A 12,613-nucleotide genomic window follows, 5' to 3' on the forward strand; every position below is an offset into this window, starting at 1 on the left:
GTGGCATTATCATTTTTTGGCCATAAAAAGCCAAACGACGAGACCGTTGTGCAACAGTTGCCGCTAAACGCCATTACGCCGAATCAATTTCAGCCGCGGAAGGTTTTTTCCGCTGATTCGATTCAGGAACTGGCGGCCACGATTAAAGAACACGGCTTGTTGCAGCCGATTATCGTGCGTGAATATGCGCCTGACCAATATGAAATCATTGCCGGCGAGCGGCGTTATCGCGCAATGCAGTTGTTGGGATGGGAAAAAGCCCCGGCGATTGTCCAGAAGATGGACGATGATGAAAGTGCGTCCATGGCACTGGTTGAAAACCTGCAGCGTGAAGGCTTGAGTGCGATTGAAGAAGGCCAGGCGTATGTGGCTTTAATGAAGCTCAATCAGTTAACCCAAGGCGCGTTGGCACAGCAGCTGGGAAAGAGTCAGGCGTTTGTCGCCAATAAGATCCGGTTGCTGAAATTGGATGCACCGGTGCAAGAAGCCATTATGAAGGGCCTCATCAGCGAGCGGCATGGGCGGGAATTGCTGAAGCTTGGTGATGATCAACAGGCACAGGCATTGCACCAAATCGTGGCCGACAAATTGACGGTGAAGGAAACATCGGCTTTGGTTAATGAATGGCTAAGACCTAAGAAGCCGGAAAAAAAGCCGAAGCCAAAAGTACGCCGGTCAGCGGTTAGCCACGATACCCGCGTTGCCTGGAATACACTGAAACGTTCAGTCAAAATGATTCGCGATACCGGAATGACCGTCACGGCCAAAGAAGAAGATACCGATGACGCTTACCGCATGATTATCGAGATTCCAAAAGAGAAGAGATAGGGGGAGCTCATGACACATATCATCGCTGTCGCCAATCAAAAAGGCGGGGTTGGCAAGACCACAACGACCATTAATTTGGGGGCCTGTCTGGCAAACCTTGGGAAGAAAGTCCTCATTGTCGACGTTGATGCCCAAGGCAATGCCACAAGTGGGGTGGGCGTTCAAAAAGCCCAAGTTGAAAAGGATATTTACGATGTTTTGGTTAACGAAGATCCGATTACCGAAGCCATTTTGCCAACCAAACATAAAAATTTAGCCATTGTTCCTGCGACCATCCAGTTGGCCGGTGCTGAAATCGAGTTAACCAGTCAGATGGCCCGGGAAATGCGCTTGAAACTGGGGCTTCATCCGATCGAGGATCAGTACGACTACATTTTGATTGATTGCCCGCCTTCATTGGGGCAGCTTTCAATTAATGCGTTTACGGCGAGTGATTCGATTCTGATTCCGGTTCAAAGTGAGTATTATGCATTGGAAGGCCTGAGCCAGTTGCTTAACACGGTTCGGCTTGTTCAAAAACATTTCAATCCGAATCTGGCGATTGAAGGGGTTCTGCTGACCATGTATGATGCCCGCACGAACCTTGGCGCGCAGGTGATCGATGAAGTGCGCAAGTATTTTGGCGATAAAGTATATGCAACCGTGATTCCGCGGATTACCCGATTGGCTGAGGCGCCGAGTTACGGTTTGCCAATCGTGGATTTTGATCCAAAATCGCGCGGATCCGAAGTTTACGAGGCTTTAGCCAAGGAGGTGCTGGCTGCTCATGGCGAATAAGAATAGTAAGGGATTAGGCCGCGGCATTGACGCCATTTTCAAAGATTTTGAAAGTCCTGATCTGAGTGCTAACAATACCGTTGAGGAACTGCCACTGGTCGATATCCGGCCGAACCCGTATCAACCGCGAAAAACCTTTGATCAAGAAGGCTTAAAAGAACTGGCGGATTCCATCAAGCAAACCGGCGTTTTCCAGCCGATTATTGTGCGCAAAAGTGTTTCCGGTTATGAAATCATCACCGGTGAGCGGCGTTTTCGTGCGTCTAAGCTGGCTGGTAAGGAAACCATTCCGGCGATTGTCCGCGATTTCAACGATCCGGAAATGATGGAAATCGCAGTGCTGGAAAACCTGCAGCGCGAGGATTTGACTCCGTTGGACGAAGCGCAGGCTTATGAGACGTTGATCAAACGCTTAAACCTAACGCAAGCGGAAGTTTCCGCACGGCTAGGCAAAAGTCGGCCATATATTGCCAACTATTTGCGCTTGTTAACATTGCCGCAGCAAGTCAAGCAAATGCTCAGTGCCAATCAGCTATCAATGGGGCAGGCGCGAACTTTGTTGAGTCTCAAAGATAAGACCAAGATGGTCAGTGTTGCCAAGAAGACCATTAGTGAGAATTTAACGGTTCGCCAACTTGAACGGCTAATCAATCAGATGAACGCCGGGACAAGTCGCTCGACATCGAAGGAAAAGCCTAAATCACCGTATGTTCGAGCAACCGAAAATCAGTTGGGCGAACGCTTCGGCACGAAAGTCAATATTAATGAAGGCAGTAAAGGCAAAGGCAAGATCGAAATTGATTTTACATCCGAGCAAGATCTCAATCGGATCTTAGCGATGCTTGACGTCAATATCGATTAGCCAGCCAACACGCTGGAGGTAGACGAATGTACCAATTACATGATCTGGTTCAAATGAAGAAGCCGCATGCATGTGGAACGAATAAATGGGAAGTCATTCGCCTAGGCGCCGACATTAAAATTCGTTGCACCGGTTGCGGCCATATTGTTATGATGTCGCGCCGTGATTTTGAGAAGCGGCTCAAGAAAGTTTTAGGTCAAGCAGAACAGACAGATTAATCATAGAAAGTGTGAAATAAGCAAATGGCTTTAACAGCAGGTATTGTCGGACTACCCAATGTCGGTAAGTCCACGCTTTTTAACGCAATCACAAAAGCAGGCGCCGAGATGGCCAATTATCCGTTTGCGACCATCGATCCCAATGTGGGGATGGTCGAGGTGCCGGATAAACGGTTGGCGCGGATTGATGAATTAATTCCGGCTAAAAAAATCATTCATACGACTTTTGAGTTCACGGATATTGCCGGAATTGTGAAAGGCGCTTCCAAAGGCGAGGGGCTTGGCAACAAGTTTCTGGAAAACATTCGCCAGGTAGATGCGATCGTGCACGTTGTTCGGGCATTCGATGACGACAACATTACCAGTGTGACCGGCAAAGTCGATCCGCTGGAAGACATGGCTACGATTAACATGGAACTGGCGATCGCCGATTTGGATTCGGTCAATAAACGCTATGCCAAAGTTGAAAAGGTTGCCCGTACCCAAACCAAAGACAAGGAAGCCCAGGCAGAGTTTAAAGTACTGCAAAAGATCAAACCGGTTCTTGAAGACGGCGGGATGGTGCGCAGCATTGACTTTGATAAAGATGAACAGAAGATCGTCAAGGGCTTGTTCTTATTAACGAGTAAACCGGTGCTTTATGTTGCCAATATTGCGGAAGAAGCCATGGCCGATCCGGATTCCGTCGATTATGTCAAACAAATCAAAGCCGAAGCAGCCAAAGAAGGCGCCGAGGTGATTGCTATTTCGGCCAAAACCGAAGAGGAAATTGCCGAATTGGATGATGACGAGAAAGCCGACTTTCTGGCAGCAGAAGGTGTCGATGAATCCGGTTTGGATAAACTCATCAAGGCTAGCTACCATTTGTTGGGCTTAGCAACCTTCTTTACGGCGGGCGGCAAGGAAACCCGCGCGTGGACGTTTAAACGGGGCATGAAGGCGCCTCAGGTTGCTGGTATCATTCATTCAGACTTTGAGCGCGGCTTTATTCGGGCCGAGACGATGTCCTTTACGGATCTGGATAAGTATGGCTCCGTGCAGGCAGTCAAAGAAGCCGGACGTTACCGCTCTGAAGGTAAGGAATATCAAGTGCAAGATGGGGATATCATTGAATTCCGGTTCAATGTTTGACGTGCAAGCCAAAAGCGCGCACGCGACGACGATAACTTTAAGATAGGAGTTACACATGGCAAAGAAGCAAGAAACGGACACGAGTCAAACAGCAGACAGCGCTGCAGTTGATCAACAGCAGACTGCGGCATCGTCAGCGGCTGATACGCAGCAGTCGGCAGCAACGGTGGCAAGCAAGAATGCTCATGTTAAGCAGGAGCGGCCAGCTACAACCGTTCCGGAAATGATTGCAAGACTGACCAATAAGAACAACGAGTATGTCTTCAAGCTGCGGCGTGAATTAAAAGACGGCGGTATGAGTGAGGCAGATGAGGAAGCCCTGCTCAAAACGATGCTGCCGGAAATGATTACCGCCCAACGACAAGGCAAACCGGCCACGCAACTTTATGGGCCGGTCACGGTGAAGGCTAATGAAATTCTGCATACCCCGAAACCGGAACCTAAAAAGCCACTGTGGTTATTGGTCGCCGATCAAGGTCTGTTTTTCATGGCCATTCTTGCGGCTGTCTTCGCCGTGATGACTTACATCAATCCGAAATCACAGAACAACGCCAGCAATAGCTTTGCTTATCTTGTCATGCTAAGCCTCATGGCCGGTCTTTTCTTTGTGTATTACGCCGACTGGATGGAACGGGACAAGAAGAATCGCCGCAGTGCCTGGTTAGTGCTTGGTGGCGGGATTGTGTTGGTTCTTGCGGTCACCTTTATCGGCGGCGCCCTCATGATGCTTGACACACCATTCACCCGGGCAATGCCGTGGTATGTGGACGTAATCATCGCCGTTGTCGCGTATGGTTCCCACTGGCTTTTGCAACGGCGGTATCATCTCAAGAGCTTTTTCCGGCGGTAGTGGGTTGAGGTTTAAAATATTAAAATAAGTTGCTTTGTTGATGATGGTCACCTCGATAGTGGGGTGGCTTTTTTGTGCAAATGCGCTGGCTCGCGTTCAACCATAACGCGCTCGCCAGCCCAGAAACCTGCACATAAGGACCTCAAGCCAAAATGGCCAAAGACCAGCCATTTTAACTTGAGGCCACTTATGCTCCGGTTTCTAACCGGGCTGGCTCGCGCTCAAAAAAAATAAGTTGACGCCCTGTTTTTCATCCGGTAAACTTCATGTGAGCTTAATCGTAATGATTACGCTTTAGAAAATTTGGGAGGTTTTTTGGATGAATAAGGGGCATCAACAGCAGTACGGACGCGGATTTATTCTGGCGGCGGTGGCATTGGCAGGCTTTGGCTTGGTGAATGCCCAACCGACTCAGGCGGCAACGACTGCTAACGGTTCCGCTAGTCAGGCAGTTGAGCAGGCATCTGCTGTCAAGCAAGTTGCGGCTAAGGATCAAACGCTGGTTTTCGCATTACTTAATGGGATTGCGGCGAATTATCACCAGGCGATCACGGTGCAGATTGTTGCGGCCGATAACGGCCAGGTGGTCGCAACCAAAACGTTAGCGTCAACTGATGAAGATGAACCATCAGCATCCGTCAGCGGGTTAAAGATCGGTGCCGCTGACGGACTACAGACAGGACACACATACCGACTCCAGGTTGTAGCTTCCGGTAACCAAGGCTGGAAGGCCGTGCCAGACAGCTTTGTTTACACACCGGGGCAGACAACCAAAATTGAAATGGACAAGTATACTTATCAAAAAGGCGAGCGGGCGTTCCAACTCGTTGACCAGCAGACCAAGCAGCCATTGGCAAACGTGAAAGTGGCCGCTATTCCTAACCTCGTTGATGGCGCTAAGTCGGCAATTGTCAAAACAACGGATGCTCAAGGCCGCGTCACTTTTTCAACGGATGATCCGCAATTCAAGCGCAATGTGTTCTATCATTTTGAATTACCGGACAAGCACGTGACGGTGGGCTATAACTGGAACTTAATCGGTGGCGAAAAGGCGGACGATAAGGCAGCGGTCGTTTCAGTGAAAATGCCTGCGGTTGCTTCCTCAAGTTCGCAGGCGTCTCAGGCAAGTTCGCAAGCGTCGCAAAAGCCATCGCAAGCACCATCACAAAAGCCAAGTACCGACCAGTCCGCCCAGTCGAGCCAGCCATCGCTGCGTGCATCCTCATCAGCGAGTGCTTCCCAAAAAGCCTCGGTTGAGTCGGTAGCAGCACAAACGTCGCAGGCGGCTTCGTCCGCGGAAAGTGGATCAACTCACGGATTGCCAAAAACCGGTGAAGCACTTGGTCAATCAGGACTTTTGGCCGGGCTTGCAACCCTGCTTTCGGCGTTAGGCGCTTGGTTGTGGCGTCGCCAAGGCTAAGAGCGGCCGCTGAAGCGTTAATCGGTTCCCGTTTAAAAATGACAGCAGCTATTAATCCGAACGATAGCTATGACGGCACAAACCCAATGACTAAAATACGAACATTAAATTCTCATATCAAGCGTCGCTAATTTTTTGTTCGGACTAGACTGAACAATTATGAGACTTTCTTTCATTTTTAGGCCTATGATACCGGTCTTTTCAAAAAAATTACCAGACACGTTTGACGTGTTCACATTCCGGTAGTACATTAGTCAACAACTAAAAATTGAAAGAGGGATTTACGCTATGAGTCATTGGGATACAAAGTTTGCCCGGCGTGGTTTTACATTTGATGATGTGTTGTTGATACCTGCAGAAAGTCATGTTTTGCCTCACGATGTCGATCTGTCTGTACAACTTGCGGACAACTTGAAGTTGAATATCCCAATCATCTCGGCGGGGATGGATACGGTGACCGAAAGTGCGATGGCAATTGCCATGGCACGCCAAGGCGGTCTGGGTGTTATTCATAAGAATATGAGCATTGCCGCGCAGGCTGACGAAGTGCTCAAAGTTAAACGCAGTGAAAATGGCGTCATTGTGGATCCCTTCTATCTTACAGCCGATAAACCGGTTAGCGATGCAGAAGCATTGATGAAGAAATATCGCATCAGTGGTGTGCCGATTGTGAACAACACAACCGACCGCAAGCTGACCGGTATTATTACCAACCGTGATTTACGGTATGTCGATGACAAGAGTGTGCTGATTGACACTGTCATGACTAAAGAAGGTTTAGTGACGGCTCCGGCAGGCACTTCGATCAAGGATGCAGAAGCGATCTTGCAGGCTCGCAAGATTGAAAAACTGCCATTGATTGATAAGAATGGCCGGCTCAGCGGATTGATTACCATTAAAGATATTGAAAAGGTGGTTGAATTCCCGCATGCGGCTAAGGATGCACATGGCCGCTTGTTGGTCGCTGCTGCTGTCGGTGTGACCTCCGATACGTTTGATCGGGCGCAGGCTTTGTTAGATGCCGGTGCTGACGCAATTGTCATTGATACCGCCCATGGTCACAGTGCCGGGGTTATTCGCAAGATCAAGGAAATTCGCGAGCATTTTCCACTGGCAACCTTGATTGCCGGTAATGTTGCGACGGCGGAAGCCACGGAAGCGCTGTATGATGCCGGCGTTGATGTTGTTAAAGTCGGGATCGGTCCTGGATCGATTTGTACCACCCGGATTGTTGCCGGTGTCGGGGTTCCTCAACTGACGGCGGTTTATGATGCTGCTAGTGTGGCACGTAAACGTGGCAAAACGATCATTGCCGATGGTGGGATCAAGTACTCTGGCGATATCGTGAAGGCTTTGGCGGCTGGCGGGAACGCGGTCATGTTAGGTTCACTTTTGGCCGGAACCGACGAAGCACCAGGCCAGTTTGAAATTTATCAAGGCCGGCGCTTCAAGACTTATCGCGGCATGGGTTCATTGGGCGCGATGGCGCAGGCACACGGTTCAAGCGATCGCTACTTCCAAAGTGGCGTGAACGAAGCCAACAAGCTGGTTCCTGAAGGCATTGAAGGCCGGGTTGCTTACAAAGGTAGCCTCGGCGATGTGATCTTCCAGATGCTTGGTGGCATTGAATCCGGCATGGGCTATGTCGGCGCACCGAACTTGAAAGAGCTGCAAGACAACGCCCAGTTCATTCAGATTACCGGAGCCGGCCTACGCGAAAGCCATCCGCATGACGTTCAGATCACGCGTGAAGCACCGAACTATTCTGTTCAATAATTTAAGTTTCCATATAAAAGAGCTTACAGAAGTCCTCAATATAGGGGGTGTCTGTAAGCTCCTTTTGTATTTACCGTTTAAAGATGCTGCAATCGCGCCTGGTGGAAGACCTCAAGCACCTGCGTTCCAAAAGTTGTTGCCATTGCTAATGGCCAGGCACGTGTCGGCGGCATGATCGCCAACATCGTCTGCAACCATTGCGCGGTTGGTAACAGCTTAATCAGGTGGTGACCGGAAAATTGCGTAAATAGCAGGTTTCGACTATAAAACCGAATCAAGTGTTGCTTCAGCCGCTGATCAGCGACCGGTAACAACAAATCGTTGCTGTTATTCCGATCGCCCAGGAAAAGCGGCAACGGTTCAAGATCCTGATGCAAATCGAATTGGCGGTGCTTGTGGGCACTGGCCATTGCCGGTGTCAGACGCAGCATGAATACCAGTTTGCGGTTTGCCGCCCACAACAGCATATTAGCAATGGCGATATCAATTGACCTGAATTCAAATGCAGCTTGGTGCGCTGCCGGACTCAACAATGCTCGGGTCAAAACTGGTTTGAGTCCAGTAGCATCGGGCATATCAGGCCAAATAACCTGTAGTTGCTGCACGCCATTTAACCAATGGACGTGCGTGGCAAGCCGCAACGTTAACCAGTCTGACTGTTGGTACAAAAGCCAATAGGTACTGCCGCTGGTATGCGCGATATTGATACCGGCGATTCGCATGTCTTGAGGCAGACTGGCGGCCACAACATTGGTTAAATTTTCCAAAAAATGTCGCCTCCTTTTTAGAATGGATAACGCTGCAACCCGCATTTTCTTAGGTTTTTCGTAAAGAATTCCCGCTTCAATTTTGGTACAATGGACATTGATGTGACAGTCCTTACCGATCGTTCTATAAATGGAGTTAAAAACATGAAGATATTAATTGTTGACGATGATAAAGAAATCGTTGAATTACTAAGCATTTACGTTAAAAACGAAGGCTATGAACCGATTCAAGCATACTCGGGAAAAGAAGCGATTACCAAACTCGTGACCAATCCGGATATTGCTTTGATGATTTTGGATATTATGATGCCGAATATGTCGGGCATGGACGTGGTGAAAGAAGTCCGCAAAGACTCGCAGATTCCGATCATCATTGTGTCAGCCAAAACGGCGGATATGGACAAGATTCAGGGTCTGATCACCGGCGCTGACGATTACGTAACCAAACCGTTTAACCCGCTAGAAGTGATGGCGCGCGTCAAGAGTCTGTTGCGTCGGAGTCAAAACGAAGTCACCAATCCGGAACCGGATGTGCTTGAGGTTGGCCCGTTAACCATCAAAAAGGACAGCCATGAAGTGACGACTTTGACCGGCAAACAAATTCAGCTGACCGCGTTGGAATTCGGTATTTTGTATTTACTTGCAAGCCACCCCAACCGAGTTTTTTCGGCTGACGAAATTTTTGAGCGGGTTTGGCAACAGGAATCCATTGTTTCGGCGAAAACCGTCATGGTCCACGTGTCGCACCTCCGCGATAAAATTGAAGAGGCAACCGATGGTGAGAAGGTCATTGAAACCGTCTGGGGCGTTGGTTACAAGGTCGAGGCCTAATTCATGAGTGAAAAAGTCAAACTCACCGCAAAGGAAAAATCCGAGCTGTGGATTGAAGGCATTGTGACGGTGATTTTGCTACTGATGCTGAACTTCGCGTTGCTGGTGCTGATTAATCAGATGATCGCGCATAATCCTGGATTGGAAAATGCCATTTGGGGCGTGAAAACGAATTTGACTTTTGGCCGCGGCGGTTTTCACCTCTGGAGCTGGTCGAATCTGTTTCTTACCATGATGGCGATTGCTGACGTGATTGTGGTGTATTGGCGGTTGGCACGGCGGTATCGGCAAATGCAGATGCGCCACGTCATCGCCGAGTTGCATTATATTGCAGACGGGCATCTTGATCATCGGATTAAGTTTGAAGTGAACACCGAGTTGCAAAAGGTCGTCAGCAGCATCAATGCACTGGTTGATTCGACGGTCAATTCGATGGCGGAAGAGCGGCGTATCGAGCAAAGCAAGGATGAACTGATCACCAACGTTAGCCACGATATTCGGACGCCGTTAACGTCCATTATCGGCTATCTGGGATTGATTGAAGACCATCAGTACCGCAGTGACGAAGAGTTGCTTAAATATACGCACACCGCTTATTTGAAGGCCAAACAAATGAAGGTGCTGGTTGAAGACTTATTTGAATATACGAAAGTCAAATCCACCACCACCAAGCTTAATCCGGTTCGCTTCAACATGATTGCCATGCTGGAACAGCTCGCCGCCAGTTTTGAGCTCGAGGCGCATAAGAAACATATGCGGATTCTCGTCAGCGGTGAGCCGAACCCGTTAATGATGGAGGCCGACACCGAAAAACTGGGCCGGGTATTCAACAACCTGATTGTCAATGCGTTGAAGTATGGTCAAGGCGGACGGCACATTTTTCTGGACGCACAGCGCGTTGGCAGTGAAGTGGTTGTGAAAGTTTCCAATGATGGCGCCCAGATTCCTAACGACTCGTTGAATCAGCTGTTCGACCGGTTCTATCGAGTTGAAGAAAGTCGTTCGCAGGAAACCGGCGGAACCGGATTGGGACTTGCGATTGCCCAAAGCATTATTGCGTTGCATGGCGGTTATATTTATGCCGATTCCAGTCCGGAGTTGACGAGTTTTGTGATTCATTTACCACTAAAAGTCGGTGCTTCATTGACCGATAAACCAAAACATTCTAATGAGGAAGCAGGAAAGTCAAAATGAAGAAGTTGTTGCGTGGGTTGATTGCCGCGATGGTCGCGGTGTTAATGATTGGTGGTGCTGCTCCGGCGGTCTCGGTTGCTGCTGCGGAAAGTAGCGATACGAATGTGGTTGATGCCAAGGCAGCGGTTGCTATTGAACCCACAACCGGGAAAGTTTTGTACGCCAAGAATGCCGATAGCGTGTTGCCGATTGCATCGATGACTAAGATGCTGAGTATCGAATTGGTACTCGACGCCATTAAGTCAGGAAAAATCAAATGGGACGACAAGGTGACCTTGGATAAGACAATCTGGTCACTTAGTCAGGATCGCGACCTTAGCAATGTGCCATTGCGGCGGGATGGTTCCTACTCGGTACGTGAGTTGTACGATGCCTCGCTGATTTATTCGGCGAATGCTGCCATGATGTTGCTCGCCAAAACGGTAGCCGGCAGTCAGGAAAAGTTCGTCAATCAAATGACTGCCAAGCTTAAGAGCTGGGGCATTACAGATGCCAAAATCGTCAACGTAACTGGCCTCAACAACAGCCAATTAAAAGACGCTAAAGTACCCGGCACCGGCGATCAGGCGGAAAACGAAATGTCCGCCAAAGATATGGCCCAAGTCGCGCAACACTTACTTAAAGATCATCCGGAAGTCCTGAAAACTACCAGCATCGCCAAACAGACTTTCCGTAAAGGAACCGATGACGCGATTAATATGGAAAACTGGGACTGGATGTTGAAGGGCCTGGTTTCATACGACAAAAATCTGCCGGTTGACGGATTGAAAACCGGCACATCTGACGCTGCCGGTGACTGCTTCACAGGTACAGTCGAGAAAAATGGCATGCGGATTATCACGGTGGTCTTGCACGCTAATGGGGATGCTAAGACTCGGCGTTTTGACCAAACCAAGAAACTGATGAATCATGTTCTGGAAAACTGGAAGACCGTGAAGTTGGCTGATGCTGGACAAGGCATCAAAGGTTATCGCAGTGTCACGGTTAACCGCGGCAAATCCCGGACAACGCCGATTGCGCCAGTATCCAAGGCGGTGGCAGTTGTTCCGTCCGATACCAGTAAACAGGATCTAAAGTATACTTATACACCTGCAAAAGGGGTTAAGAAGAACACGATTGAAGCACCAGTCAAGAAAGGGGCCACGATCGGCCATCTGGAAGTGACAGCAAAGGGTGATTCGCTCGGGTTTGTCGGCGGTGCGAAACGTGAAGGCATCACGCTTAAGACCACCAAGGCAGATCCAAAGGCTAACTTCTTTGTCTTGATCTTCCGCGGAATTGGTGATTTCTTCGGCAATATTTTTTAAGCGATAACAATGATGTTAAGCGGTGAATGTTTTGGACTCCGAAACGGAGATCAACACGTTCACCTTTTTGTTAGGGAGGCGGTCATCATGGTAACTTATCACGAAATTACCCCGGCCGGATTGGCGAATCTGAAGCAAGAGGTTGAGGATCTGAAAGCGATTCGTCCGGCGAAGATCAAGAATCTTGCCGAAGCCGCAGCGTTAGGCGATCGGTCGGAAAATGCCGAATACAGTGCGGCCAAACGTGAACTGCGGCAGTTGGAAGGGCGACTGCGTTATCTTGATAAGTTGATTCGTTATGCTAAAGTCACGGCGCCGGCTGCAAGCGACATAGCTGATATTGGCAATATGGTGAAACTTAAGTTTGATGATGACGATGATCAGGCCACCTATGAGTTGGTTGGTCCGGCAGAAGCTGGCATGGGTGCTGACAAGCTTGCTGTCAACTCGCCATTGGGAGCCGCGATTCGGCGCCATCATGCAGGTGATACGGTCACTGTCACTGCCCCAAGCGGCACTTATCAGGTGACGATTCTTGCGATTCAGACAGGAAAAGCGAACGCGTAACGCGTCCCCCCATTTGAAGTAGTCTGTCAGTTGATTACATGAACAATCAACCTCAAAGCCACGTCAATGCTTATGCTATAATGAA

At 49.2% G+C, this 12,613-nt stretch carries 13 protein-coding genes; 12 read left to right on the forward strand and 1 reads right to left on the reverse strand.

Translation table 11 applies throughout. From position 1 onward, the window contains the following. The 8 genes from noc (at position 1) to guaB (ending at position 7,862) form a co-directional block, all read left to right on the forward strand. Positions 1-828, forward strand: a complete 828-nt coding sequence (noc, locus tag LACSTY_RS01025) for a nucleoid occlusion protein (RefSeq protein ID WP_049170114.1) — start codon at positions 1-3, stop codon at positions 826-828. 9 nt (positions 829-837) lie between these two features. Next, positions 838-1,605, forward strand: coding sequence for a ParA family protein (locus tag LACSTY_RS01030; RefSeq protein WP_010489840.1), 768 nt, complete (start codon positions 838-840; stop codon positions 1,603-1,605). Further along, complete coding sequence (locus LACSTY_RS01035) at positions 1,595-2,467, forward strand: ParB/RepB/Spo0J family partition protein (protein ID WP_010489838.1); 873 nt, start codon at positions 1,595-1,597, stop codon at positions 2,465-2,467. Before LACSTY_RS01030 ends, LACSTY_RS01035 begins: the two co-directional genes overlap by 11 nt. Before the next feature lie 26 nt (positions 2,468-2,493). Further along, complete coding sequence (locus LACSTY_RS01040; protein ID WP_010489835.1) at positions 2,494-2,685, forward strand: DUF951 domain-containing protein; 192 nt, start codon at positions 2,494-2,496, stop codon at positions 2,683-2,685. 24 nt (positions 2,686-2,709) lie between these two features. Continuing rightward, positions 2,710-3,816, forward strand: a complete 1,107-nt coding sequence (gene ychF / locus LACSTY_RS01045) for a redox-regulated ATPase YchF (protein WP_025013233.1) — start codon at positions 2,710-2,712, stop codon at positions 3,814-3,816. Positions 3,817-3,871: 55 nt separating this feature from the next. Further along, complete coding sequence (locus LACSTY_RS01050; RefSeq protein WP_087911369.1) at positions 3,872-4,666, forward strand: DUF1129 domain-containing protein; 795 nt, start codon at positions 3,872-3,874, stop codon at positions 4,664-4,666. Between the two features lie 319 nt (positions 4,667-4,985). Beyond that, positions 4,986-6,086, forward strand: a complete 1,101-nt coding sequence (locus tag LACSTY_RS01055) for an LPXTG cell wall anchor domain-containing protein (RefSeq protein WP_087911370.1) — start codon at positions 4,986-4,988, stop codon at positions 6,084-6,086. Positions 6,087-6,374: 288 nt separating this feature from the next. After that, the gene (gene guaB / locus LACSTY_RS01060) at positions 6,375-7,862 is read left to right on the forward strand and encodes an IMP dehydrogenase (protein ID WP_025013236.1); all 1,488 of its coding nucleotides are present in this window, start codon (positions 6,375-6,377) and stop codon (positions 7,860-7,862) included. A gap of 77 nt (positions 7,863-7,939) precedes the next feature. Here the strand turns inward: guaB and LACSTY_RS01065 are convergent, their stop codons facing one another. Further along, positions 7,940-8,629: a hypothetical protein gene (locus LACSTY_RS01065; protein ID WP_087911371.1), complete on the reverse strand. Its 690-nt coding sequence runs from the start codon at positions 8,627-8,629 to the stop codon at positions 7,940-7,942. Positions 8,630-8,773: 144 nt separating this feature from the next. Here LACSTY_RS01065 and croR point away from each other — a divergent pair, with 144 nt between their 5' ends. The 4 genes from croR (at position 8,774) to greA (ending at position 12,528) form a co-directional block, all read left to right on the forward strand. Next, the gene (croR, locus tag LACSTY_RS01070) at positions 8,774-9,460 is read left to right on the forward strand and encodes a response regulator transcription factor CroR (protein ID WP_010489824.1); all 687 of its coding nucleotides are present in this window, start codon (positions 8,774-8,776) and stop codon (positions 9,458-9,460) included. Positions 9,461-9,463: 3 nt separating this feature from the next. Beyond that, complete coding sequence (locus tag LACSTY_RS01075; RefSeq protein WP_087911372.1) at positions 9,464-10,654, forward strand: sensor histidine kinase; 1,191 nt, start codon at positions 9,464-9,466, stop codon at positions 10,652-10,654. Continuing rightward, entirely contained in the window at positions 10,651-11,961 is a 1,311-nt protein-coding gene (locus LACSTY_RS01080; protein WP_087911373.1) for a D-alanyl-D-alanine carboxypeptidase family protein, read from the forward strand. The genes LACSTY_RS01075 and LACSTY_RS01080 overlap by 4 nt, the downstream gene beginning before the upstream one ends. Before the next feature lie 87 nt (positions 11,962-12,048). After that, the gene (gene greA / locus LACSTY_RS01085) at positions 12,049-12,528 is read left to right on the forward strand and encodes a transcription elongation factor GreA (RefSeq protein WP_087911374.1); all 480 of its coding nucleotides are present in this window, start codon (positions 12,049-12,051) and stop codon (positions 12,526-12,528) included. Positions 12,529-12,613 lie beyond the last annotated feature (85 nt).

Source organism: Lacticaseibacillus styriensis (genome assembly GCF_030770295.1).
In the GTDB taxonomy this organism is placed as follows: domain Bacteria; phylum Bacillota; class Bacilli; order Lactobacillales; family Lactobacillaceae; genus Lacticaseibacillus; species Lacticaseibacillus casei.